23 protein-coding genes are annotated in these 25,029 nt (G+C 57.6%); 13 read left to right on the forward strand and 10 right to left on the reverse strand.

All coding sequences use genetic code 11. The features are described from left to right. A partial coding sequence (locus ENH71_RS00005; protein WP_294137330.1) for a hypothetical protein occupies nucleotides 1-200 on the reverse strand: 200 nt, incomplete at its 3' end. A gap of 179 nt (nucleotides 201-379) precedes the next feature. Between ENH71_RS00005 and ENH71_RS00010 the strand changes: the two genes are divergently transcribed. Both ENH71_RS00010 and bfr read left to right on the forward strand, forming a co-directional pair. Then, nucleotides 380-577 carry a (2Fe-2S)-binding protein gene (locus ENH71_RS00010; protein WP_294134991.1) on the forward strand — a complete coding sequence of 66 codons (198 nt, stop codon included), beginning with the start codon at nucleotides 380-382 and terminating at the stop codon, nucleotides 575-577. Nucleotides 578-757: 180 nt separating this feature from the next. Next, nucleotides 758-1,222 carry a bacterioferritin gene (bfr, locus tag ENH71_RS00015; protein ID WP_294134986.1) on the forward strand — a complete coding sequence of 155 codons (465 nt, stop codon included), beginning with the start codon at nucleotides 758-760 and terminating at the stop codon, nucleotides 1,220-1,222. A 33-nt stretch (nucleotides 1,223-1,255) separates the two neighbouring features. Here bfr and ENH71_RS00020 read toward each other — a convergent pair whose 3' ends face one another. Then, nucleotides 1,256-2,368: an alpha/beta fold hydrolase gene (locus ENH71_RS00020; protein ID WP_294134985.1), complete on the reverse strand. Its 1,113-nt coding sequence runs from the start codon at nucleotides 2,366-2,368 to the stop codon at nucleotides 1,256-1,258. A gap of 72 nt (nucleotides 2,369-2,440) precedes the next feature. Here ENH71_RS00020 and ENH71_RS00025 point away from each other — a divergent pair, with 72 nt between their 5' ends. After that, nucleotides 2,441-2,761 (forward strand): DUF3301 domain-containing protein, encoded by a 321-nt coding sequence (locus ENH71_RS00025; protein WP_294134983.1) that lies wholly within the window; start codon nucleotides 2,441-2,443, stop codon nucleotides 2,759-2,761. Nucleotides 2,762-2,779: 18 nt separating this feature from the next. Here the strand turns inward: ENH71_RS00025 and ENH71_RS00030 are convergent, their stop codons facing one another. Then, a complete protein-coding gene (locus tag ENH71_RS00030; protein WP_294134981.1) occupies nucleotides 2,780-4,795 on the reverse strand; it encodes an alkyl/aryl-sulfatase in 2,016 nt (671 codons plus the stop codon). Between the two features lie 277 nt (nucleotides 4,796-5,072). Here ENH71_RS00030 and ENH71_RS00035 point away from each other — a divergent pair, with 277 nt between their 5' ends. After that, on the forward strand, nucleotides 5,073-6,236 hold the full coding sequence (locus tag ENH71_RS00035) for an epoxide hydrolase family protein (RefSeq protein WP_294134979.1): 1,164 nt from the start codon (nucleotides 5,073-5,075) through the stop codon (nucleotides 6,234-6,236). A 7-nt stretch (nucleotides 6,237-6,243) separates the two neighbouring features. Here the strand turns inward: ENH71_RS00035 and ENH71_RS00040 are convergent, their stop codons facing one another. Further along, nucleotides 6,244-6,942 (reverse strand): hypothetical protein, encoded by a 699-nt coding sequence (locus ENH71_RS00040; protein ID WP_294134977.1) that lies wholly within the window; start codon nucleotides 6,940-6,942, stop codon nucleotides 6,244-6,246. A gap of 170 nt (nucleotides 6,943-7,112) precedes the next feature. Between ENH71_RS00040 and ENH71_RS00045 the strand changes: the two genes are divergently transcribed. Then, nucleotides 7,113-9,431: a penicillin acylase family protein gene (locus ENH71_RS00045; RefSeq protein ID WP_294134974.1), complete on the forward strand. Its 2,319-nt coding sequence runs from the start codon at nucleotides 7,113-7,115 to the stop codon at nucleotides 9,429-9,431. A 29-nt stretch (nucleotides 9,432-9,460) separates the two neighbouring features. Here ENH71_RS00045 and ENH71_RS00050 read toward each other — a convergent pair whose 3' ends face one another. Continuing rightward, the gene (locus ENH71_RS00050) at nucleotides 9,461-10,015 is read right to left on the reverse strand and encodes a hypothetical protein (protein ID WP_317622401.1); all 555 of its coding nucleotides are present in this window, start codon (nucleotides 10,013-10,015) and stop codon (nucleotides 9,461-9,463) included. A gap of 146 nt (nucleotides 10,016-10,161) precedes the next feature. Beyond that, complete coding sequence (locus ENH71_RS00055) at nucleotides 10,162-10,689, reverse strand: MarR family winged helix-turn-helix transcriptional regulator (RefSeq protein WP_294134971.1); 528 nt, start codon at nucleotides 10,687-10,689, stop codon at nucleotides 10,162-10,164. 111 nt (nucleotides 10,690-10,800) lie between these two features. On the opposite strand from ENH71_RS00055, the gene ENH71_RS00060 reads away from it, so the two are divergent. Then, a complete protein-coding gene (locus ENH71_RS00060) occupies nucleotides 10,801-11,337 on the forward strand; it encodes a hypothetical protein (RefSeq protein WP_294134969.1) in 537 nt (178 codons plus the stop codon). Here the strand turns inward: ENH71_RS00060 and ENH71_RS00065 are convergent. Further along, nucleotides 11,334-13,346, reverse strand: coding sequence for a NosR/NirI family protein (locus tag ENH71_RS00065; protein ID WP_294134967.1), 2,013 nt, complete (start codon nucleotides 13,344-13,346; stop codon nucleotides 11,334-11,336). The genes ENH71_RS00060 and ENH71_RS00065 overlap by 4 nt on opposite strands. A gap of 230 nt (nucleotides 13,347-13,576) precedes the next feature. Here ENH71_RS00065 and ENH71_RS00070 point away from each other — a divergent pair, with 230 nt between their 5' ends. Continuing rightward, nucleotides 13,577-14,038: a methyltransferase family protein gene (locus tag ENH71_RS00070; RefSeq protein WP_294137334.1), complete on the forward strand. Its 462-nt coding sequence runs from the start codon at nucleotides 13,577-13,579 to the stop codon at nucleotides 14,036-14,038. Nucleotides 14,039-14,213: 175 nt separating this feature from the next. Next, nucleotides 14,214-16,451 carry an NADP-dependent isocitrate dehydrogenase gene (locus tag ENH71_RS00075; RefSeq protein WP_294133128.1) on the forward strand — a complete coding sequence of 746 codons (2,238 nt, stop codon included), beginning with the start codon at nucleotides 14,214-14,216 and terminating at the stop codon, nucleotides 16,449-16,451. A gap of 97 nt (nucleotides 16,452-16,548) precedes the next feature. On the opposite strand, the gene ENH71_RS00080 is transcribed toward ENH71_RS00075, so the two are convergent. After that, nucleotides 16,549-17,262 (reverse strand): hypothetical protein, encoded by a 714-nt coding sequence (locus ENH71_RS00080; RefSeq protein ID WP_294133126.1) that lies wholly within the window; start codon nucleotides 17,260-17,262, stop codon nucleotides 16,549-16,551. A gap of 183 nt (nucleotides 17,263-17,445) precedes the next feature. Between ENH71_RS00080 and ENH71_RS00085 the strand changes: the two genes are divergently transcribed. The 3 genes from ENH71_RS00085 to ENH71_RS00095 all read left to right on the forward strand — a co-directional run bounded on the left by ENH71_RS00085 (nucleotide 17,446) and on the right by ENH71_RS00095 (nucleotide 21,555). Further along, nucleotides 17,446-18,123: a putative 2OG-Fe(II) oxygenase gene (locus ENH71_RS00085; RefSeq protein ID WP_294133124.1), complete on the forward strand. Its 678-nt coding sequence runs from the start codon at nucleotides 17,446-17,448 to the stop codon at nucleotides 18,121-18,123. 142 nt (nucleotides 18,124-18,265) lie between these two features. Beyond that, nucleotides 18,266-19,906: an acetolactate synthase large subunit gene (locus ENH71_RS00090; RefSeq protein WP_294133121.1), complete on the forward strand. Its 1,641-nt coding sequence runs from the start codon at nucleotides 18,266-18,268 to the stop codon at nucleotides 19,904-19,906. Nucleotides 19,907-20,247: 341 nt separating this feature from the next. After that, nucleotides 20,248-21,555: an ATP-grasp domain-containing protein gene (locus ENH71_RS00095; RefSeq protein WP_294133118.1), complete on the forward strand. Its 1,308-nt coding sequence runs from the start codon at nucleotides 20,248-20,250 to the stop codon at nucleotides 21,553-21,555. Here the strand turns inward: ENH71_RS00095 and ENH71_RS00100 are convergent. Together ENH71_RS00100 and ENH71_RS00105 are read right to left on the reverse strand one after the other, a co-directional pair. Beyond that, nucleotides 21,521-21,736, reverse strand: coding sequence for a DUF2256 domain-containing protein (locus ENH71_RS00100; protein WP_317622737.1), 216 nt, complete (start codon nucleotides 21,734-21,736; stop codon nucleotides 21,521-21,523). The genes ENH71_RS00095 and ENH71_RS00100 overlap by 35 nt on opposite strands. Next, nucleotides 21,700-22,182: a DUF6841 family protein gene (locus ENH71_RS00105; RefSeq protein WP_294133113.1), complete on the reverse strand. Its 483-nt coding sequence runs from the start codon at nucleotides 22,180-22,182 to the stop codon at nucleotides 21,700-21,702. Before ENH71_RS00105 ends, ENH71_RS00100 begins: the two co-directional genes overlap by 37 nt. Before the next feature lie 157 nt (nucleotides 22,183-22,339). Between ENH71_RS00105 and ENH71_RS00110 the strand changes: the two genes are divergently transcribed. Both ENH71_RS00110 and ENH71_RS00115 read left to right on the forward strand, forming a co-directional pair. Continuing rightward, nucleotides 22,340-23,698 carry a TldD/PmbA family protein gene (locus ENH71_RS00110; protein WP_294133111.1) on the forward strand — a complete coding sequence of 453 codons (1,359 nt, stop codon included), beginning with the start codon at nucleotides 22,340-22,342 and terminating at the stop codon, nucleotides 23,696-23,698. Beyond that, nucleotides 23,695-24,963, forward strand: coding sequence for a metallopeptidase TldD-related protein (locus ENH71_RS00115; RefSeq protein ID WP_294133109.1), 1,269 nt, complete (start codon nucleotides 23,695-23,697; stop codon nucleotides 24,961-24,963). Before ENH71_RS00110 ends, ENH71_RS00115 begins: the two co-directional genes overlap by 4 nt. Nucleotides 24,964-25,029 lie beyond the last annotated feature (66 nt).

The raw sequence follows: 25,029 nt of genomic DNA on the forward strand, positions 1-25,029 counted from the left end.
TGCAGTGGTGTTTGTGTACCATTGGTCCAGATACCCTGCAAATCGGGTCTGCCATCAGTGGTGCGGGGTAGTTGGGGCGATTGCGACAGTTGCGACGTCTCTTGCGCCTGGGCAGCGAGACTGGCGCCAGCGGCGATCAGGGCGGCACAAACAATGCGGGCTTTGAACATGCCGGGTTTCTTGTTGTTGGTCAGCATCATGATACCTGCGGGTGTTGATGAGCGGCGTGACTACTATAACCGAAATTGGCGACAGGGGCTTTGCCTGCAGGCAAAGCCAATCGGCATAATAATTTTTTGCATATCGTATTGACAATCATTCCTATTCGCGTTTATTCTGCAGCCTGTCCTGATCATTTTTCCACAGTGAGGCTGCCCGAATGTACGTTTGCATATGCCGTCAGATTACCGATAAGCAGATCCGCGAGTATTGCGCGGGCGGTGATGTATCCATGGCGGATGTACGTGCTGACCTGGGCCTGGCCAGTGATTGCGGTCGATGTGGCAAGTATGCCCGTCAGATCGTTGCTGAAACTGTTTCTGCCGCCAACCTCAAGAATATTGCTTACGCGGCGTAGCCACGCCCGCCTGACCAGCTTCGCAGAACCCGAATCATTCTCGTTTACACTCTCTTTTTCTTTTTAGTCTCAATGGCTTAGCGCTGTTTTGGCTTGACTTGTGCGGCGTTACAGCGCACCCTTGTCAGCTGTTTTCCGGCGTCGTTCGCCAGAAACGCCAAACATGATAAGGAGTCATTCATGAAAGCCGATAAAACCATGATCAAACACCTGAACAAAGCGCTTGGCAATGAGCTGGTGGCGATCAATCAGTATTTCCTGCATTCGCGTATGTACAAGGACCGTGGTCTGATCAAGCTGGCAGACAAGGAATATGAAGAATCCATCGACGAGATGAAACATGCGGACCAGCTGATCGACCGCATTCTGTTTCTTGACGGTCTGCCCAACCTGCAAAGTCTGGGCAAATTGCTGATCGGTGAGCACACCAAAGAGATGCTGGAGTGTGACCTGAAACTGGAGCACCAGGCTATTCCTGACCTGCGTGACGGTATCGAATATGCCGAGTCCATCCGTGATTACGTCAGTCGCGACCTGTTGTCTTCGATTCTGGAAAGCGAAGAAGAGCACGTCGACTGGCTGGAAACCCAGCTCAGCCTGATCGAGTCGGTTGGTCTGGAAAATTACCAGCAATCAATGATGTAACGATCTGGTATCGACGAAACTACCTGGAGCGGCTTATTGCCCCTCCAGGCCTTCCAGAAATTCAAGCACAGCGGTATTGGTCGCTGCAGGCAACTCCTGCTGGATCCAGTGTCCGGCCTCCGGCAATACCACCACGCCACGCAGATCTTCCACCACCCGGTTCATGGCCCCTTGCAGGCGTCCCTGTGATGCGCCACCAATCACCACGTCGTTCTCTCCCGCGATAAAAAGCGTCGGTACGGTGATCTTTTCGCCGGTCAAATGCGGGGTAATTTCCCAGTTGCGGTGGAAGTTGCGGTAGTAATTTACGCCACCGCGAAAGCCGGCCTCTTCAAATTGGCTGACAAAATAGTCCAGGTCTTCCTGATTGAGCCAGTCCGGCAGGCCCTTGGCGGCGCCCAGCCGTGGGATCCAGCCACCGGCAGAGCGATGGCGATCGGTCACTTCAGGGGCTTCGCGGGGTGAATCCGGTGACAGGTACAAACGACTGAGCAGTGCCTGCGGATCGGCGTCGTACTCGGCTTCTGCCACCCCCGGCTCCTGGTGGTACAGGATGTAGTAGAAATTATCGCCAAAGGCGTTGCGCCATCCTACCAGTGGTGACTCTGCCGGCCGGCCGCTGTAGGGTACGCTCATGGCGACCAGCGCGGAGAAGCGTTCCGGGTGCAGCAACACGGTATTCCATGCCACGATGGAGCCCCAGTCGTGGCCCATGAGAATGGCTTTGTCTTCGCCGTAGGCGTCAATAATGCCGACGATATCGGCGGCCAGCGTGACAATGTCGTAGTCTTCCACATTGGGCGGTGCCTCGGTGGCGCCGTAGCCCCGCATGTCGGGTGCCACCACGCGGTAACCGGCATTGGCCACTGCCTGGATCTGGTGGCGCCAGGAATACCAGGATTCCGGCCAGCCATGCGCCATGATGACCAGCGGGCCTGTGTCGCCCATGGTTGCCAGGCGCATTCGGATGCCATTGGTTTCAATAAAACGGAAGCTGATGCCGGGGATAGGAGACTCTTCATTCATAAGTGCGTTCTCGGTCTGGGCGTCGGTTTGTGCGAACAGTTGAGTGGGACCGGACAGGGCTGCCAGACACAGCACGGCGGCGGCAGTGAAGAATTTAAAATGTGATGGTGACAATTTCATGCTCGGGCACTCCCTGGCTTTGCTATGATGCAGCCGAGCTTACAACATTTACCCGGATAGAAGAACCGCCTTATGCTGAGTTTGATGGACCTGGTCTGGTTGGCGTTATTGGTAGTGCTGGTCAATCATTGGTGGCGATCGCGCGATGCCAAGGCGTTTGCCCTGCAGTATGCCGCGCGCCGCTGCAAGGAGCTGGATCTGCAGCTGCTGGATCAAAGCATGGTGCTGAAACAGAGCCGGCTGCGCCGCGGCGATACCAGTGTGCTGCAGTGGTACCGGCGCTACGACTTTGAATTTTCCTCCACTGGCCATGAACGTTACCCGGGCTCGGTGGAGCTGGCCGGCAATCGCCTGCTGGGGATCGAAATGTCGGCGTACGTGACTCAGGATTGACCCGCACGCCGACGCCAGTCAGCGCGTGCCCGGCATAATCTCGAACACCGGATCGAACTCCATCAGCACCGATGCCAGTTGCTGCAGCACCGCCGCATTGCCGGTGACCTGCCCGCGACCACTGGTAAGCTGGCTGGCCAGTGTCGCCTGTCCCATGATGACCTGATCCAGATCACTGCGGTTCATGGTGATACTGGCATCGGCATCACTGGCGCGGTAGCCGGCGATATTGGTTAGCGTGCCGCCACGCATTTCAATGACAAACTGCTCACCGTTGTCAGGTGTGCTGAAATTGATCTTGAATGCCATGCCGTCGGCGAGCTGACTGTCCACCCGGGTCGCGATCGCGTCCCACCACTGCGTTGTGGTCATGGCGCGCGCCAGATCCGGGCTGGTGCCGCGCGCCGGGCCGGCCGGCGCCACACCGTTGCGCAGTTCCTGTGCCGCGGTCAGAAAGGCATTACGCATGCTGGCGCTTTCGTACTGATAACCCAGCTGCTCAAAGGTAGCTGCCAACAGGTCCTTGCCGGCCCGGTTGTCAGGTTCGGCGTAGACCAGTTTGTTGAGAATCTCCATGGCATGGCGGTACTGGCCCTGGTCAAACAGTGTCTGCGCACGCGGCAAAATCGCATTGGCGCCGCCCATCATCTCGACATACAGCGGCGCGGCATCTTCCGGTGACAACGGTGCCAGCGTAGCCGGGTTGCCATCCCAGTAGCCCAGGTAACGATTGATGACGGCGCGCGAGTTGTGGAATTCGGAGCCGTGATACTGGCGCACACTCCAGCTTTGCTGCAGTGATTGTGGCACCTGGTACTCGTTGTGCATCTGGCTGATGGTGACGCCGCGGTTGGCCAGGTTCAGCACCTGGTTGTTCAGGTTGGCGTAGGCATCACGCTGATCACGCATGACTTCCTGAATGCGGTCGTTACCCCAGCGCGGCCAGTTGTGCGAGGAGATCATCACCTCGGCGTCCTGGCCGAAGCGATACAGGGCCTCATTGATCTGCCGTGACCAGGACAGGGCATCGCGCACCAGAGCTCCGCGCAGGGTGTAGATATTATGGATGGTGGCCGTGATATTTTCCGCCGCCCAGAACACGTTGTGATCCGGAAACCAGGCATTCATTTCTGCCGGTGCCTCGGTGCCCGGTGTATTCTGGAATACCACCCGTACGCCGTCGATGGTGTGTTCCTCGAAGTCCCTGCGGATGACCACAGTCGGCGCGATGAGACCACTGCTGCCGCGTGCCAGCGCCTTGCCAATGGCCGAGTCCACCTGGCCGAACGGTCCGGCCGCAAGCGGGTTGCCGTACTGATACGATGCCCTGCGGGTCATGGCGTTACCCGCGTAGACATTTTCCGAAATCGCCTCTTCCATAAAACCGGCGGGCGCATAAATATCGACCCCTCTGGTTTGCACATCGTCATCGCTGATGACGCCGCGCACGCCGCCAAAGTGGTCTATATGCGAATGCGAATACACCACGGCCGACACCGGCCGCTCACCCAATTGTTCGTTGGCAAAGGCCAGCGCGGCAGCCGCCGTTTCCCGGGTCAGCAGCACGTCGAACAGAATCCAGCCCTGTTCACCTTTGATCAGTGTCATATTGGCCAGATCGTAGCCGCGTATCTGATAGGCGAAATCCGGTACCACCTCGTACAGGCCATAGTTCATGTTCAGCGTGGCCTGGCGTTGCAGCGACGGATGGATACTGTCGTAATCCTGACCGTCCAGTAAAAAGTCGTATCGACCTATATCCCAGACCACGTTGCCGGCTGCGCCCAGAATCTGTCGGTAGTCAGGTGCGGCGACAAAACCGCGTTGTGACTCATCGAAATCGCGCTGGTCGGCAAAGGGTAATGATGCCCTCAGTATGGCCTGCCGTTCTGCTGTGACGGCGCTGGCGGGCTGGCTGGAAGACTGGGCCTGGGCCTGGGCCTGGGCCTGAGATTGAGGCTGCGCATGGCTGGCCGTGCTGATGGCAAGGAGCAGGGCAAGGGCGGTGAGATGACAATTACCGATGGTTCGCATAACAATGGCCTCATTTTTTTTGTATTGGCAGTAAAGCCGAATTTTACAGGTAGTTCAAGCGGCTTGAATCGCACAATCAGGGCAGCTACTATCGATTAAAATCAAAACCACAGAGGTCTGGCCCATGGGGCGTAATCACCCACAACTGATGCTTCGCTGGCGCTGCTGCCTGTTACGGGTGATGCACTGCAGCCTTGCCCTGATGTTGTTTTTCTTTTCTATCCAAGCCCAAGCCCAAGCCCAAGCCCAAGTTACCCAAGCCCAAGACGATACCGACATGTCAGAGTCAAACGAATCGATACAAGCTTTTCAGATCTCGGTTTCCGATGCCGCGCTGACTGATCTGCAGCAGCGCCTGCATCGCACCCGGCTGCCAGACCAGATGCCCGGCACCGGCTGGAATTACGGCACCGATACTGCCTGGTTAAAAACGCTGCTCGAATACTGGCGTGATGAGTTTGACTGGCGCGCCCAGGAAGCGCAGCTGAACCGTTTTGATCAGTTTGTTACCCACATTGATGGTGTCGATCTGCATTTTATCCATCAGCGCTCACCGCACGAGCAGGCCCGGCCGTTGCTGCTGACGCACGGCTGGCCCGGGTCTGTCGTCGAGTTCCGGCACATCATCGACGCGCTGACCCACCCGGAACAGCATGGCGGCAGTGCTGATGACGCCTTTCATGTCATTGCGCCATCGCTGCCGGGATTCGCTTTTTCCGGTAAACCCGATCAGCCCGGGTACAACCCTGAACGCATGGCGCACATGCTGGCCGCGCTGATGCAGCGCCTGGGTTATCAGCGTTACGGTGCCCAGGGCGGTGACTGGGGCGGCATCATCAACCGTATTCTGGCGGCGCGTTACCCCGACCGCCTGCTGGGGCTGCATTCCAATTTTGTACTGGCCGGTGCGCCGCGCGATCCGGATATTCTGGCGGCAACGCCGGCCGCCGACATACAGCGTCGTGAGGCGCGTCAGGCCTACATGGCCAATGAAGTGGGTTATCAGCAGATTCAGGGTACCAAACCGCAGACGCTGGGCGTGGGACTGAATGATTCGCCCGCAGGTCTGGCGGCCTGGATCGGTGAGAAATTTCACGGTTGGAGCGATCTGGACGGCAGGGCGCCGGACAGCAAATTCAATCGTGATGACCTGCTCACCAACATCAGCGTGTACTGGTTCACTCAGAGCATCACATCGTCGGCGCGTATCTATTACGAAAATCGTGCGGTGCCGCTGACTGAGCCGCTGGGTTATGTCAGTGTGCCCACCGCCGGCGCCATCTTCCCGAAAGAAATCTACCTGACGCCTCGTCTGTGGGCGGAGCAATCCTACAATATTGTCCGCTGGACGGAGATGCCTCGCGGTGGCCACTTCGCTGCAATGGAGGAGCCGCAACTCCTGATCGACGATATCCGCGCCTTCTTTGCCGGATTGGAATAACACGGGTCTACAGCGGCGGATGACCCCAGGGATCCGGGGGTGTCGGCACGGCTGCAGACAAGTCAAACTCCACCCGGAACAGGCGGTTGGAGTCGCGGCGCCCCAGTTCGTACACAAACACCTCGCCCGGCACAATCTCCATGGCCCAGACGTTGGTCAGTGACACCAGCATGTCGCCGCGGGTGAACATGTCGATGGAGAACTGATCAACGGGAAATTCCTGGCGCCTGGCGGTGCCGTCATCGTCGGTATCACCGCCGTACATGGTCACCGCATCGTCGCTGCCGTCTTCATGTCGATGGTCATGTTTCAGGCGTAAGCCGTCATCGGTGCGGGTCACAATCCAGGTACGGCTGTGATCATCGCCGACATGAAACGGTATGCGGATTTCATTGTTACTGCATTCGCGTACATGCATTACCAGGGTTTGGTTGGCAAACGCATCATCTTCCGGCGGCGGGGTATTGGCGACAACCCGTCCGGCGAAGGACTGGCCGCAGTATTGTGCGATATTGGCGATGAACTGGTCGGCAGGCTGGCTGCCGGCGAAACGACCGGTCAGGGCCTCTGTTTCGGTGGGGGTGTCTGCCGGGTCACTGCAGGCGGCCAGTGTCAGCAGCAGGCAAATCTGGACTGCTGCTGACAAAACCCGGGCTACTACCGGCCGGTTGGTACTTGCTCTGTTACTTGCGGCATGACTATTCATGTCCCTGTCCCTGACTGATTCAGGTTCGAGACTAGCCTGTTTCAGTGTCGCAGGCAACGACCAGGCGCCGGGCAGGCACCGGGCAGTGACAGTGGGTGTGCCGCGTTTTTTTGACATGCATGAGCACGGCTTCTATGCTGACATCCGGACACCTTAATCGGAGAATAATAATGCGTAAGCCCATGCTCCCCGTCACGTCAGTGTTTGTGTCATCCCTGCTGGTTGTCAGCGCCTGTTCCGAGACAGCGGAAACGCCGCCGGCGACAACAACTGGCGCGCTGGCCGACTATCAGTACGAAACCGATATCCGCTGGACCAGCTACGGCATCCCTCACGTCAAAGCAGAGGATTGGGGCAGCCTGGGTTACGGATTTGCCTACGCTACCGCGCGCGATGCGATCTGTACCATCGCCCGCGATGTGTTGATGGTCAATGGCGATCTGTCACTCAACTTTGGTGAGGGTGGCGGCAACATGGAAAGTGATATCTTCCATCGCGCCGTGCTCGACGAGGCCATGATCGAGTCCTTTCGCGGCGGCCAGAGCGACAAAACCGATGACTTTTCTGCCGGCTATGTGGCCGGTTACAACCGTTATCTGTCCGATCATGGTGACGATCTGCCACCGGCCTGTGCCGGCGCCGACTGGGTGCGCAGCATCACCGGGCTGGACGTCGACAAGCTGACCATTGGGGTTGGCATTCGTTACGGTCTGGGCCTGTTCCAGCGTGAGATGGCCAACGCGGCGCCGCCGGGCACACCGGTGGCCAGTTTCGACACCAACTTTGACATTGAGGCTGGCATCGGCAGCAATGCGGTGGCCATGGGCCGCGCAGTGACCGAATCCGGCCGGGGCCTGTTACTGGGCAATCCTCACTATCCGTGGCAGGGTTCGTCACGCTTTCACATGATCCATACCACCATTCCCGGTGAAGTCGATGTCATGGGCGTCAGTCTGTACACCACCAACCGTATTGCCATCGGTTTCAACCATGACGTGGCGTGGACGCATACGGTATCGACCGGCATGCGTTCCACCGTCTATGCGCTGGAGCTGGATCCGGAGGATCCGACGCGGTACCGCTATGGCGACGCTTACCGTGACATGGAACGGGTCAGCATCGAGGTACCGGTGACCAATCAGGAGGGGGGTGTCGATACCGTCGCGCGTGAGGTGTACATGAGTCACTACGGACCCCTGGTGGTTTCTGACCAGTTACCATGGACCGACACCACCGCGTTCGCCATTCGTGACGTCAATCTCTACAACGACAAGTCCGCCGCCACCTATGATGCGCTGCATACTGCGCGTAATATCGATCAAGTGGAAGCCGCGCTGAGCCTGCAAGGGGTGTCATGGGTCAATACCATTGCGGCCGATAGCGACGGCACGGCATTTTACGCCGATATCAGCGTGGTGCCCAATGTCGACAGTGAGCTGTTTGAGACCTGCCGGATTGACGCCGACAACATACCGTCGCGGATAGTATTGCTCAATGGCAGTAATCCCGGGTGTGAGTGGTACGAATCTCCTGAATCAGAGATACCTGGCGCTATGCCGGCGGACAACATGCCGCGCATTCGCCGCGATGACTATGTACACAACGCCAATGACAGTTACTGGCTGTCCACGCCGCGCGAGCCGCTGGAAGGTTATTCGCCCATTATCGGTTCCGAACGCACACAGGTCAGCCTGCGCACTCGCGCCGGGCTGAGTTTTATTGAGGAGGCGTTGGCAAGCGGCGACAAAATGGGGCCGCAGGATCTGCAGGACATGCTGTTCAGTCACCGCCACTTCGGTGCCGAACTGTTTCTCGATGATGTATTGGCACTGTGCGCGGATGTCAGCGAGCCGGTGATGCTGGACGGAAACGCGGTAGATATCACGGCCGCATGCGGCGTGCTCGCCGGGTGGGATCGACGCAGCGATATTGATAGCCGTGGCGCCCATGTCTGGCGCGAGTTCTGGCGACAGGCCGCTGCCATTGATGATCGCTACGCGGTGCCTTTCGATGTCAATGACCCGGTCAACACGCCCAGAGATCTGGCCACTGACGTGCCTGCGGTAAGACAGGGCTTGCTGCAGGCCCTGGCATACGCACAAGCGTTTTTCCAGGATAACGGTATTGCGCTGGATGCCACCTGGGGATCACTGCAATACGAGCCGCGTAATGACGAGCAGATTCCGATACCCGGCGGTGATGGCGGCGCCGGTATGTGGAGTGTGATCACCTCGCAGTTCAATGCCGAGGCTGGCGCCTACACGCCGATTCTGCATGGCAACAGCTACATGCAGGTCATCAGTTGGGATGAGGACGGCCGGGTGGATCCGCGCGCCATTCTCAGCTACTCGCAATCCGAGGATCCGCGCTCGCCGCATTTTGCTGATCAGACCCGGCTGTATTCACAAAGCCTGTGGCTGGACCTGCCCTTCCATGAGGAAGATATCCTGGCAGATCCGGCTCTGCAGACCCTGTCGCTGAGAGAGTAACCAGCGCGCCGTTGCTGCGTCCTGAGGCCTCAGGCCTCGGGTGCGCTGCAGCGCGGGTCGGCCTGCTGAATGCCGGTGATCATCTCGCGGCTCAGCGGCAGCGGATCACAGCCATGACCGGTTTCGCAGATCATGTCCCACTGCGGCTCGGCCTTGATGTGGCAGCCAAGGCAATTGCCGCCAAAGCGGTTCACCACGTCGGTAAATCCACGCACAGCGATTTCCGAGCCTTGCGGGCTGACGTTGAGTTCAAAGAACTCCCAGTCATTGGTTGCCGGGCTGGTACCTTCGGGTTGTTTGACCATGACTTCGGTAGGCACCAGCTGCACCACCGAACCGGTCGGATAGGGTGCACCTTCAGGTGCATTGGCCGCCGCGAGAGTCGCGTCCAGATCCCCCAGCAGGTTGTCGACAAAAAAGCCGCGTACCGGGGTCATGTCGGTCAGGCAGTCAAAGGTGCTGGCCTCAATGGCAATGGGCTGGCTCGATTGCGCCATCAGTTGATTGATACCCAGGCCGGCAGACAAAGCCACTGCTGTCAGTCCGAGAACGATTCGTGTGCGCTTGGTGAATGAACGTTTCATGCTGGTTTTCCTCATCAGAATGTCAGGTCAATAGAATTAACCGGTTATATTGCAGGCGATAATATCGCGCGCGATATAATATCGCAACGACTTGCGACCAGGCGTGGCTCCAGCGCGGTCGTCGGAGTTCGCCGGCGAGGGCGGTATTACTGCAAATGCCGGATCAGAGCGTCCAGTTGCTGTTTCAGCTTGATGCCTTCTTCCAGCGGATAACCGGCACTCGCGAACATCTGCTCCGGAATGCAGGCACATTTCTGTTTCAGGCGTTTGCCCTTGCGGGTCAGGGTGATGGTGACCACGCGCTCATCGTCAGCGCTGCGTGTGCGTTCAATGATGTCCATCAGTTCCAGCCGCTTCAGCAATGGCGTCACGGTATTGGTCGCCAGTTGCGCGCGCTCGCCGATGTGCGACACCGTGCAGGGAGAGTCCTCCCACAGGATCAGCAGCACGATGTACTGGGGGTAGGTCAGGCCCAGCGGTTCAAGCAGCGGCTGATACAGTCGCGTGACCAGGCGTGAGGCGGCGTACAGCGGGAAGCACAGCTGATTGTCCAGGCGCAGGTAGCGATCCGGATCCTGATCGGGCAGACTGCCGTGTTGCGCCTCAGCGTTATAGGTGCCCGCGCGCTGCTCAGTGGCTTTGGCAGCCGGGGTTTTGGCGGTGGTTCTGGGCATGGCGGCACGCACATCCTGTCAGGGTTTGAGCGCGGCAACTCGCAAGCGCGCCCGATTTGCTTATAATGGCCATTGTTGTCCATCGAATCAACAGTCTACTGGAGAGTATTTGTGTCCCCGCTTTACCGTTTGCCGCTGGTCCTCATCTGTTTACTGACGCTGGCCGCCTGCGCCAGTTCACGGGTACTGACCGAATGGCCGGATACCGTCCCCGAGCAGGATCTGTTCCTGCAGGCCTATCAACAGGATCTGGAGAACCAGGCCCGTCAGACTGACGTCGAGTACCTGACGTGGATTGTGCGCTTCTACGAAGGCTGGGAAATGATGGCCACCGGCTGGAATGACATGACGCCGGTGGTGCTCAGTGACCTGAATGCGCGACAGAGTGAGCAGGTAGCCAGCATGCGGGACAATCTGGGTGTGCTGATCGCCGCCGAATGGGCCAAGGACAATGAGGTGCGTATCATTGACACCGCCATGCTCAGCCTGTGGGGCGGCGTCATGGTGGCGGCGCTGGAGCCGCAGGTGCGCATCGACGCCATCGAACTGATCACTGATGATGTCGAGCGGCTGCTGGCCGGGGAGCTGGCACCCGCGCGCATCAATGATGACCGATATGCGTCGCGACTGCCCATCGACCTCGATTAACGCCCCGGTGCCAATTCCTTGTGGCGCACAATGATCTTGGACATGTCGTGACGGCAGGAGCCGGCCTTGTTGATCAGCTTGCGCTCGCAAATGTCACAGCGTACACATTCCTTGAAATCGATACTCTCGCGGCGGATAGCGCCGGTGGGGCAGGCGTGTTCACACACCGTGCACACCTGGCACTGCGGCACGCGCTTGATGCGCCGCGGACTGATAAATGACACGACGCCCAGGGCTGCGCCCAGCGGGCACAGGTACCGGCAGTAAAACCGTGGCACCACCACACACGCCAGCAGAATCGCGCCCAGAATGGCGAACAATACCGCTGAACCACTGAGGAAAAACAGCGTACCGAAGGGCTCAAAATACTGGAATACCGCTACGTTGTTGGCGATCAGCGCCGCGCCAATGATAAAAGCAAGAAAGGCGTATTTGGTATAGATGCCGAGATCATGCCATTTTTGCGGCACTTTCAGTAACCAGCGTTTGGGCGTGAAACGACTGATAATATCCTGCACCGCACCAAACGGGCACAGCGATGAGCAGAACAGGCGGCCCCAGATCAGCGTTGTCACCACCGTGAACACCACGATCATCAGCAGTGGCAGGTTGTTGAGCAGGAATCCGGGCCCCTGCACCAGCGCGCCGGTAATATGCGCCACTGACAGAAAACCAGCCTTCATGAAGCCCAGATAGACCATCACCAGTGTCAGCGCCGCCCAGCGCCAGCGAGTGCTCTTGCGGAAAAAAGCGGTCAGCACCAGCGTGAAAATCAGCAGCAGCATGGCCACTTCGCCCCAGGGCGTGACACCCCAGGGCGGATCATTAAGGAACTGGCGGATGACACTGTTCTCGGCCCGGATAATGCGTTCAATTTCCGCCTCGCTGAGAATGGGATCGCCACTTGCCAGGCGCTGCCCCAGTCCCAGAATCTCGTACTGCAGCTCGTAAGGATCAAGGCTGCCCAGCGGCTGGTAATAAATATTGATCGGCTGCGACAGATCGTACCTGTCATCCAGAACGATGGCGCCGGCAAACTCGGCTCGACCGGCGATCAGGCCCTCATCGGCATTGCCGGCGGTGACCAGCAGATTGGCGGTCAGCCGCCGCATGGGCAGGTCGCCCTGCTGCAACTGCAAACGGTCCTGACGAAACTGCTGGTAACCATCACCCCCCACGCTCATCAGGATCATCTGGTCGCCACCAAGCCTGGCGCTGGCGTCGCGCTCAGCGCGGGCGTAAGCAGTCCGGCCGATGAAATACTCGCCCAGTGCCGGATGCCCCATATAGGTGAAGGTCAGGGTCAGGGTTTCGCCCGCGGGCAGGTTCATGCTGATCTGTTTGATGATGCCCTGCTCGACCAGTTCATCCCAGCCGGACTGCTGCATTTCCTGCAGAATGCGCTCCGAGCGTGCGCGCTCTAGCGCGCTGCCCGGAGTGAACCCATTGTAGGCGCCGGCGACGCGCCGGGCGGCCTCGCGAATGCCGCGGGTAATGGCAAAACTGCTGACCGTGGCGCCGGTGATGCCGTCGATGTCACTGTTGATGCGGAAATCGTCAGCGATGGGTTTGCCAACAAATTGTCCCTGGAACACCGGGTCGGCCAGGAAATCACCCAGTGTGCTTGAGTACGACTCGACATAATCCAGAATCTTCATGCCGGTGAGCTGGTTGTTCAGATCGACACCCACCAGCATCGGAATGGGCGCGCTGAATCCGCGTTCCTGGGGCGGCACATCCGCGGTCAGAAAGACGTAACCGATCAGTTCCCGGCCGCCGTTGTTGGTATCGCGAAAAGCCTCATAGACCGGTGGTTCACCCTGTTTGTCGGAGAACGAATCTGCCGCCGGCATCACCTGTTGCAACCATTCCGGCTGCACATTGGTGGAAAAAGGCGTGCGCACCGGATTGCCTTCAACAGGCTGGCGTGGCGGTTGCGCCTGCACAACCGTGCAGGTCAACATCATGGCCAGTGCCATGACAAAAGCGCTCAATCGGTTCGCAAACATGTGATTTGTTTATCCTTTGGTCAACTTTTTATCTTTCGCTCAATTTTTTATCTTTCGCTCAACGGGCCACATACAATGACCGCGCATACTATAACCGTCGCCCTCCGTCAGGGGTAGCGGTCAGCTGCGTTGTGCGACAAAATGTCACATTGCCGGTGCCATCAAAGTCGGCGGAGCCGTCCGGCAGGACCGTCTGCGGGCCCACAATCACCAAACACTCAAGGACAGCCATGAAATCGCTGGAACTTAAAATACCGCCGCCCCTGGTGGCACTGCTGTGCATTTTGCTGATGTGGTACGTACAGGGGTTTTATCCTCTGAGCTGGCTGACATCGGTCTGGGTGCTGCCACTGGCCATTGCGCTGGCACTGGCCGGTATTGCCATTGCGACCATTGGCGCCGCTGCGTTCCGTCGCGCGCATACCACGGTCAATCCCTTACATCCCGAGCAGACCTCGCAGCTGGTCACCGGCGGTATCTATCAATATACCCGCAACCCCATGTATCTGGGCATGGCCCTGGTGCTGCTGGCCATAGCACTCTACATGGCTGATGTCAGTGCCTTTCTGGGCGTGGCGCTGTTTGTGCGCTTTATCGGCCGTTATCAGATCGAGCCGGAAGAAAGCATGCTACTGGAAAAATTCGGTGATGAGTTTGCGGCATATCAAGCGCATGTGCGGCGCTGGCTGTAGGCGCATCCGGTGGGTGCGAAGGCCGCGAAACTGACCGCCGTGCGGGCGCTTGCGAGACCCCAAGGTGCTGATATTCAAGCGTATGGTAAAAGTCTGCCACACTTTAGGCGTGCAAAAGTGATATAATCCGTGGTTTTCAGAGATTCCCGCCAAGAACTACAAAACAGGAAGCACCATGTCGATTGATAGCGCTACTGATACTGCAAAGATTATCTACACTGAAACGGATGAAGCGCCGCGTCTGGCAACCTATTCGCTGCTGCCCATCATTCGCTCCTTTACCAAAGCCGCCGGTGTTGCCGTGGAAACCCGCGATATCTCCCTGGCGGGTCGTATTATTGCCACCTTCCCGGAATACCTGAGCGAGGACCAGCGCATTGGTGATGCCCTGGCCGAGCTGGGCGAACTGGCCAAGACGCCGGAAGCCAATATCATCAAGCTGCCCAATATCAGTGCCTCGATTCCGCAGCTGGTTGCTGCCATCAAAGAGTTGCAGGCTCAGGGCTACAAGCTGCCGGATTACCCCTTCGAGCCCAAGACTGACGAAGAGCGCGAGATTCAGACACGGTACGGCAAGGTTAAAGGTTCAGCCGTTAACCCGGTGCTGCGTGAAGGCAACTCTGACCGCCGCGCACCCGCGTCGGTCAAGAACTACGCGAAAAAGCACCCGCACCGCATGGGCAAGTGGTCGTCTGATTCCAAAACCCGTATTGCCCACATGAGTGACGGCGATTTTTACGGAAGCGAGCAATCCACTACATTCGCCCAGGCCGACGATCTGAAGATTGTGTTAAAGACTGCCGCCGGCGAGCAGGTGCTGCGCGAGTCTGTGAAGGTGCTGGCAGGCGAAGTCATTGACGCCGCCAGCATGAGCGCCGCTGGTCTGCAGGCATTTTTTGCCAAAGAAACCGCTGCTGCCAAAGAGCAGGGCGTGTTGCTGTCGCTGCACCTGAAAGCCACCATGATGAAAGTGTCTGATCCCATCATGTTCGGCATTGCGGTACGGGTTTTCTTCAAGTCAGTGTTCGACAAGCATGCTGACACCTTCAAACAGCTGGGTGTTGATGCCACCAACGGTTTTGGTGATGTGGTGGCCAAGGTTGCTACCTTGCCAGCCGACCAGCGCGCGGCTATCGAAGCCGACATCCAGGCGGTATACAACAGCCAGCCGGAGCTGGCCATGGTTGATTCCGACAAAGGCATCACTAACCTGCATGTGCCCAGCGATGTCATCATCGACGCCTCCATGCCCGCCATGATTCGTGATTCGGGCAAGATGTGGGACCGACTGGGCGAGCGTCAGGACACCCTGGCGATGATCCCTGATCGTTGCTATGCCGGTGTGTATCAGGAAACTATCAGCTTCTGCCGTGACAATGGCGCGTTTGATCCGGCGACTATGGGCACCTGCCCCAACGTCGGCCTGATGGCGCAGAAAGCGGAAGAGTACGGTTCCCACGACAAGACCTTTGAAATTCCCGAAGCCGGCACCGTTGCGGTCCTGAACAAAGCCGGCGACACTGTGTTCTCGCACGATGTGGAAAAGGGTGATATCTGGCGCATGTGTCAGGTGAAAGACGCGCCGATCCGTGACTGGGTCAAGCTGGCCGTGTCGCGTTCACGTCTCAGTGGCATGCCTGCAGTGTTCTGGCTGGACGACAAACGCGCCCACGACAGCGAGTTGATCAAAAAGGTCAATGCCTACCTGAAAGAACTCGACACCGATGGCCTGGACATCCAGATCATGTCACCGGATGCAGCGACGCGTCACACGCTCAAACGCATCAGAAACGGCGAAGACACCATCTCCGTTACCGGCAACGTGCTGCGTGACTACCTCACCGACCTGTTCCCGATTCTGGAGCTGGGCACCTCTGCCAAGATGCTGTCCATCGTGCCTTTGATGAACGGTGGCGGGTTGTTTGAGACCGGTGCTGGCGGTTCTGCGCCCAAGCATGTACAGCAGTTCGTGAAAGAAAACTACCTGCGCTGGGATTCACTGGGTGAGTTCCTGGCCCTGGCAGCGTCACTGGAGCACCTGGCACAGCGCAACAACAACGAGCGCGCTCAGATTCTGGCCGATGCCCTGGATCAGGCCACCGCCAAGTTCCTGGACAACGACAAGTCACCGGCACGCAAGATCGGCGAGATCGACAATCGCGGTAGCCATTTTTATCTGGGCATGTACTGGGCCGAAGCCCTGGCCGCGCAGAGCAAGGATACGGACCTGGCAGCGCGCTTCGGTAAGCTCGCCAGCTTCCTGAACGAAAACGAAAGCACCATCGTGGGCGAGCTGAATGGCGTGCAGGGTTCGCCGGTCGAAATCGGCGGCTACTACCAGCCCAATGCTGAGCTGGTGTCCTCGGCGATGCGACCCTCTGCAACGTTGGATAAGGCGCTGGCCGCCTTGTAATGGCGAGTCTTTAGCAACTTGCCTGACTTATGTCAGCAAAAAAAACCGGAGCCATGAGCTCCGGTTTTTTTTGCTTAACGCCGATCAGGAATCGCTGTTAAACGGTGCCGCCGGTTGTCTCGCCATCGGTCGAACCGTCACCGGTCGTGTCATCATCGGTAGCATCATCATCTGTGTCATCGTCAGTGTCATCACCGGTATCGTCTTCGGCTTCGTCATCGTCAACAAAGCCATCGCCGGAATCATCGCCATCGACAAACCCGTCGCCGTCGTCGTCGATATCCAAGGCATCTTCACTGACGGTCAGGCCACGGACAGTCAGCATGCCCAGCATGCCGTTGTACCAGTCAGACAGGTTCAACGGGTCGCCATCGGGCACTGTCAGCACAACGGCCATCTGGTAGACACCTTCGGGCAGGAAAGCCACGTCCACTTCCTCGATTCGGAACAGTTTGGTAGTATCTTCGCTGGCATTCTGACTGATGGGCACCGCCTGCAGAGTGGTGTCCGGGTAGAAAATCATCAGGTAGGCATCGGCCTCGCCATTCTGGATCAATTCTGCTCCGCGCGGGAACTTGACGCCGATATCCAGCAAGTCACCCGTATAAAAAATGTGCCGGTTGGCCTGGATCAGGGCTTTGACGCCATCAGAAGCATTGCGGTGGCCCAGATTCTTGTTCTGACCCGGCGCCTGTCCTGACTTGCCCGGTGCGTTGGCAGAGTTGCCCTGCGCGAAAGCCGTCTGCATGCCGCCCACAGCCAGCGCGCACAGCACAACTGCCAAACGGGTTTTCTGAAAAAAGGTTCTCATAATGCTATTCCTCTGGATTGAAAATGAATGCCAGAGTCACCTCAGACCTGCTTATAGGTTCCCCAGCACTAGGTTAACGGTTGATAGTCGGGTTTATTCCCATGGATTTGTCATTATTCGGTAAATGGGGTGACGCCTGTGCGCGAAGGCTCTAGAATCGAAAACGTTGCCAGAGGAAAAACTATGGGCCAGATCATCCAAATGTTCAGTCATCCGGTCATTACGCTGGATGACTATCCCGACAGCGAGGCGATTGCTGACAGGTTTTATGACCAGGCCATGGCCCTGGTGCAGGAATACCCGGACGCGGGTTTGATCAGTGACGCCTGGCACAGTGGCCGTCGCGCGCAAAGCCCGGACGACATCAAGCAGCATGGCTTTACCTCGTTCTACAATGTGAACCTGGCCAAGCGTGATGATTTTGCGTTCATCAACAAAGCCGCTATGGAAGTGTTTGATCAGTACCTGCGAGTGGTTGGCAAAACCGGTCTCGGCATGCGGCTGGACAGTGCCTGGTCATCGGTCTACGGTCGGGGCCACTATGTGCCACAGCATACCCATCCCATGTCCCACCTGAGCATGGTCTACTACGCGGCCGCCACCGAAGGTACCGGTCAACTGGTGTTTGAGAACCCGGCCCGTGCCCACTTTCAGCACTTTTACCCGCCGGAAATAAGCTGGATGCCGTACCGCTATTCCGTGCAACCCAAAAAAGGTCTGTTTGTGGTTTTCCCCAGTTACCTGGTGCACAACACCGAACCGCATGACAGTGATGATCTCAGGGTGATTTATTCCGCCAATGTGCAGCTTCAGTTCAATAAGCTCACGGATGACGACAAGGCGCGGTTGGGACAGCCCTGAGCGTGGGTGAGACAGCCCTGAGCGCGACCGAACAGCCCTGAGCGAACGAAACAGCCCTGAGCGAACGAAACAGCCCTGCGCGAACGAAACAGCCCTGAGCGTGGTTTAAAAGCCCATCAAACAAGCGAGGCAACGTAATCCAATGAAAGCATCCGACCTGTTTGTCAGGGCGCTGGAAAATGAAGGCGTCAAAACAATCTTTGCCGTGCCGGGTGAGGAAAACGTTGATCTGTTGAATTCGCTGAAGGATTCAGATATCCGCGTGATAGTGACGCGTCACGAACAGGGCGCCGGGTTCATGGCCGCCACCTACGGCCGTCTGACCGGGCAGCCGGGTGTGTGCATGGCCACCCTCGGGCCGGGCGCCACCAACCTCATTACGCCAGCAGCTTATGCCCAGCTGGGGGCCATGCCATTGGTGATGATCACAGGCCAGAAGCCCATCAAGACCAGCAAGCAGGCACGCTTCCAGATACTTGATGTGGTGGAGCTGATGCGGCCGGTCACCAAATTTACCCGACAGATAGTCAACGGCAACACCATTGCGCCGCTGGTGCGTGAAGCGTTTCGTCTGGCCATTGAAGAGCGACCGGGGGCCGTACACCTGGAGCTGCCGGAGGATATTGCCAGAGAGGACTGCGAGCACAGGATTTTTCCGGTGGTGGGCCATCGTCGGCCCCACGCGACGCAGGTGGTTCTTGATGAAGCTGCCGCGATGATCGAGTCGGCACAGCGGCCCTTGCTGTTAATCGGTGCCGGCGCCAACCGCAAGCGCATCTGCGCCGCGCTGACGGAGTTTGTGGAAGAGACAGGTATCCCTTTTTTCACCACGCAGATGGGAAAGGGCGTGGTGGATGAGCGCCACCCGCTGTATCTGGGCACCGCGGCACTGTCGGAAAATGATTTTCTGCACTGTGCGATTGAGCGCGCTGATCTGATTATCAACGTTGGCCATGATGTGGTGGAAAAGCCACCGTTCTTTATGCATGACGGCGACAAGACGGTCATCCATGTCAACTTTTCTCCAGCCGAAGTGGATGCCGTGTATTTCCCGCAGTTGAATGTGGTCGGCGACATTGCCCACTCAGTCCGGCAACTGGCACAGAAAATAAGCGAAAAGTCGCACTGGGATCTGCAGTACTTCATGACTGTGAAAACAGAGATAGAGACGCAACTGTCCAGGTACTTTATGGATACCGGTTTCCCGACATTGCCGCAGCGGCTGGTGCAGATACTGCGAGACACCCTGGCGGACGATGCCATTGTCAGCCTGGATAACGGCATGTACAAAATCTGGTTTGCCCGCAATTACAAGTGTTACGGCTCCAATACCCTGCTGCTGGACAATGCGCTGGCGAGCATGGGCGCCGGACTGCCTGGCGCCATGATGGCAAAGATGCTCTACCCCGATGCACAGGTGGTCGCGGTGTGTGGTGATGGTGGCTTCATGATGAATTCACAGGAGCTGGAAACAGCGGTCAGGCTGAACCTGGACCTGCTGGTCATTGTGCTGAACGATCACGCCTATGGCATGATCAAATGGAAGCAGCAAGGCATGGGCTTTGACGATTTTAGTCTGGACTTTGGCAACCCTGATTTTGTAACGTACGCCCGCAGTTATGGTGCCAATGGTTATCTCGTCAACAGCGACCAGCATCTGCAGGAGACGCTGGATCATTGTCTTGGCAGCCCCGGGGTACACCTGATCGAGCTGCCCGTGGACTATTCACTGAACCACGACATTCTGAATGTGCAGTTGAAAAACAAGGCATGTGCGTTATGAGGTGTCGGTAGGCCTGATGTGCGCAGTATCGCGGTCCGGAGTTGAATTGTGCCGGTAAAGTCCGGGGCAGTGAGGCTTGACACGTGCGATGTTTTAGGTAGTAGGATGAGGCTTTTGGCGGCATTTCGTGAATTTAGGTGCTATTTTTGCTGTCTTTTAATGCATTTCGCCGCCATTGGCTCATTTGACATCCGGCGACGTATCGGCCACCGTAGTACCAGTAATCCAGATGGCAATGAGTCCTTCTCAGGCATCAGCGGCACCTAAGGCAATCCGTTGATGCAGCTCTATACCGCTATCAAATGACTTGCCTCCTTCACATATGCAAAGGAGAAAACTATATGTCGAAAACAGCAGAAATTCCCACCGCGGACGATGTCTCAGGTTGGCTGGATCCGACCATGGACTCGGTCAAAGGTACTGAAACGCCCAAAGATCCGAACAAGGGCTATATTGCGTTGCTGGGGTGGAGCGTCAACGCCATCAAGGCCGCGCAAAAGTTTGACCGTCGTTATGTGGTGGTGGCGCCCGATTGGGCTGAAGACTTCTGCAAGGCCAACAAGATTCCCTACATCGCCTGGAATTTTTTACGCCTGAACGACCGTTCCATGGAGATTGCCGAAACGCTGAAAGCGGAAGGCGTTGATGTCGCAGTTCCGCTGTTCGAGGAAACCGTGGAATGGTCCGGCGCGATCAACTCCGTGCTTATGGACAATCCGCGGATGTACGGTCAGTCCATTCTGTTCCGCGACAAAGCGTTGATGAAACGTCGCGCTCAGCTCGGCGGTATTCGCGTGGGCATCTTCGAGGAAGCGCATGAGAAGGATGACGTCATCCGTTTTATGAAGCGTGTTAACCAGACGCTGCTCAAGCTCGACGGTGACCCGGATGACCCGATTCATGTCAAAGCATTCGACAAGGCCGGTTGTCTGGGCCACCGGATGATCCGCAAGATCGAAGAAATCGACAGTATCCCGGACGAAGAGTATCCGCTGCTGATGGAAAGTCATCTGGATGGCTGGGAGTTTGCTGTTGAGGCCTGGATTCATGACGGTGAGATCAAGTTCCTCAACATATCCGAGTACGTCACACTGGGTTATTCGGTGTTCGTGCCCGCGACCAAGGAGCTCGAAAGCTGGCGCAATGCCATCACCCAGCAGATCAAGAAACTGATCAAGACCTTCGACATTCAGTTCGGCCTGATCCATCCCGAGTATTTTGTGGCGGCTGATGGCGAGATGTACTTTGGCGAGATCGCCTATCGCCCGCCGGGTTTCAAGGCTTTTGAGCTGATTGAGCGCGCTTACGGCTTCAGTGCCTATCAGGCCTCAATGCTGGTGTTTGACCCCAAGAGCACCAAAGAAGAGGTCGAGGCATTCTTTCCACGCGAGGTGGAAGATGCCAAAGGTTATGCCGGTTGCTTTGGTGTGTATCCCCGCCGACGTGTGGTCAGCAAGCTGGAGATGCCCAAAGAAACCACCGGGCACCCGTACTTCGAGTCTCATGAATTGCTGGAACCGACCGAAGAGATGGTGCCCGAGCGCGACGCGTTCGGCACGCACTGGGGACTGGTGTTCTTCTTTGGTGAAGACCCTATCACCATGCGGGATCTGCTCAAGTCGCAGGAGGAGCTGGACTTTTACGTCTAGCGCTCTTGTCAGAGCCTCTGCACTTGTCAGAGCAATACAAAACCTGATCCCAGCTCCTGGCCCAGGCTTTACGCCAGGTCATTTCCCGCCCACAAGCCTTACACGGCTTGCTGGGCAGGTTTTGTTTGTTGCCCTTGAAACCTGTCACGGCGCCAGACTGGACCGTGCCTGCGTACCCCACTTGCCCTGATCATCACGCGTCACGATATACAGCGATTCGTAAGTGCCGATCGGCTCATTGCGGCTGTTGAAGCGCTGAAACACCGTGTTGATATGCACTTTGCCCGCCGACACCAGCACCGCCTCACGACTCAGCCAGTGTGAATGGTCCCATCCGATGGCGGCCAGATTGGCAAAGCTGGGCTGCAGGGCAAACTCTTCCGCGCTCTGCCACACAGTCACCGTACCACTGGCAAAACGCACATGCGGGTAGTTCAGCGTCGCCGCCCAGGCTGGCATGTCTTTGCTGTTGAAGGTGCGCATGAAGTCATCCAGTGCCGCCATGGCACCGGCCACCGCACGGGCATTGTTATCGGCATTGGCATTGCCGGGCTGGGCCAGCACAGTGGCCGGCAAGAACAAAAGGCAGCAGAGCAGGGTGAGCGTGTGCAGTTTCAGTGTGTGCATTGTGTGATGTACTCCGGTGTTCCCTGTGGTATTCCCGTCTATCCTAGCAGAACATTAACAGGGCGGGGATTGCTGCATGCCATTGCCGCCACGTAAATACCAAATCAGGCGCAGGGTTGATAGAATCATCCGCCAGACACCTTGCGAGGAGCAAACCATGTCATTCGAAAATTTCACTCGCGCGGGTGAGTACAATGAGTTCCGTCAGCACGAACTGCGCAAACGACGGCTGGTGATGATTGATGGCAACCTGATGGCCAACGACAGTACCCACCTCGTCGGACAGTCAGCCCGGGTTTATCAAAAGGGGTACTGGGGCTTTGCATCAGCCAGTGAACCAGCCGGCGCCGACAAACTGGGAAACACCGCGCTCGCCAATGCCAGAGCCATGCAGCTGTTTGGCGGGTCCAGCCTGTCACTGCCCACTGTTGGTCATCAGGGCGAACACGGCACTGCCTGCCAGCCGAACTGGTCCTCCAAAGAGTTGATTGACTGGTTGAAAACCGTGAATGAGCTGGCGCGCTCGCGCTATGACAAACTGGCCTCGGTCAAGCTTGTGGCCATGGATGAGTACCACGACAAGCATATTCAGAACAGCGCCGGGGCCCGGGTGTACAACAATATTTCCCGCGCCCTGACCTATATGATGCTCACCGTCAAAGACAGGGACGATAAACCGGTTGAGCTGATGCAGATCATCAGTGGCAAAGGCAGCTTCGGGGATCTGGATCTGTCACTGAGCGCGGTGGAAAAGCAGCTCGACGAATTGCACCGGCACTTAATGGACAAGCGCGAGGCCGTGCATGCGCAGGGTGGTCTGCAGACCGTTGTGCTGGCCCCGGATCTGGCCGGCATTCTGGCGCACGAGGCAATGGGTCACCCCTGTGAGGCGGATCTGGTGCTGGGCGGCGCCGTCACCGGAGACATGCGTGGCCAACGCATCGCCAGTGACCTGGTCACCATGGTTGACTTCGCCCATAGCTACAACGGCGAAGAATTACTGATGCCGGTCTATGCCGACGACGAAGGTACCCCGGCCCGCGACGTCACGCTGATAAAAGACGGCATTCTGACCGACTTCATGCACAACCGGGAAACCTCGTCCCGCTTCGGTGATCAGGTTACCGGCAATGCCCGCGCCTATGCGCCGGACGATGAGCCCCTGATCCGCATGCGCAACACGGCCATTCTGCCCGGCACCAGCAAACTCGAAGAGATGATCGCCGGGGTTGAGGATGGCTACTACCTGATGAAAACCGGCAACGGACAGGCGGATACCACTACCGAGTTCATGTTTGGGGTAAATCTGGGCTACGAGATCAAAAACGGCAAACTGGGACGTGCTATCAAAGACACCACATTGTCCGGGTCCGCCATCAAGATGCTGCAATCTGTTGATGCTGTCTCCTCCGACATGTGCTGGGAAAGTGCGGGTTATTGCGGCAAAAAGCAGCCGATGGTGGTATCCATGGGTGGACCGGCGCTGCGGGCCAAAGCACAACTGGGAGGTGAATGATGCAGGCACAGGCCAACAAAATTCTCGATGCGCTGCTTGCAGCCGGCTTTGACGAAGGACGTGTCACCATCAAGGAGACCGATGTCAATGAGCTGAACATCGCCCACAATCATGTCAGTCTGATGCGCACCACCCAAAGTCAGTCGCTGTCGCTGATGGCAATTCAGCAGGGACGACGGGTGACCGCATCCGTGTCCAGTCTGGATGAGGCCACCGTACAACAGGTGATAACCGATCTGCAGCGAGATGTCACGGCGTCGCCGCAGGATGAAGCTTACGCCGTGGCGCCGGACCAGCAGGGTGAGTTTGTACGTGGGCCGCAGTCAGTTGACCGTGAGACTATTGCCGCCAGTGCCAAGGGGCTGCTGGACGCCCGCAGTAAAAAGTATCCCACGTTTGGCATTGAAGAATGTGCGGTTAAACACACGCTGGAAACAACCACGCTGGTCACCAGCCGCGATACCGGCCTGACATCATCACTTGGCAGCTATGGCGTCATGATCATGGGGTCGAGCAAAGATCATCATGGCAGCAGCTCGTTTACCTACACCGGCGGCGAGCTGGAAGCGCTGCCGGCACAGCTGGCTGATGTGCTGGATATCGACGCCATGATGGCCAACAGTGTGCAGGAGACGCACACGGAAATGATAGCCAGTAAATTCACCGGAGATGTGATTCTGACCCCCATGGCGGTGATGGATCTGATTGGCTGGCTGACCGGTCAGGTTAGTGATCTGGCATTGCTGAGTCAGGCGTCTGTCTATCAGAACGCAGTGGGCGATATGATTGCTGCGCCGGCGCTGACCCTGAGCAACAATCCGCAGGGCGCCGGACAGGCACCGTTCGATGGCGAAGGCTTTTTGGTCCGGCCGGTGACTCTGATTGATGCCGGTCGGCTGAGCTGTCAGCTGCCCAGTTATTATGGCAGTCGCAAACTGCAGATACCTCACGTGCCTGCCGGCGATGCCTGGCGCATTGCGGCCGGGGACGTCAGTCGGGCAGACATGCAGGCCAGCGTTAAACACGGAGCCCTGGTGGGCCGGCTGTCGATGGGGAGCCCGGCGCCCAATGGTGATTTTTCCGGCGTGATTAAAAACAGCTTTTTACTGGAGAACGGTCAACGCACCAAGGCGTTGACGGAAACCATGATTACCGGCAATGTTGCGCAGATGCTGAAGGATATTCTGGCTATCAGCCAGGAGGTTTCCGACTTTGGCGGCTATCAGCTGCCATGGCTGCAAGTCAGCGGGCTGCGTTTCAGTTGATTGTGTTTGGCAGTGCTCAGACGTTTCCCGGAGGTTGACAGCCCGGTGTGGCTTGTCGCAGGCATT

This window comes from Pseudohongiella sp. (assembly GCF_011050365.1).
In the GTDB taxonomy this organism is placed as follows: Bacteria; Pseudomonadota; Gammaproteobacteria; order Pseudomonadales; family Pseudohongiellaceae; genus Pseudohongiella.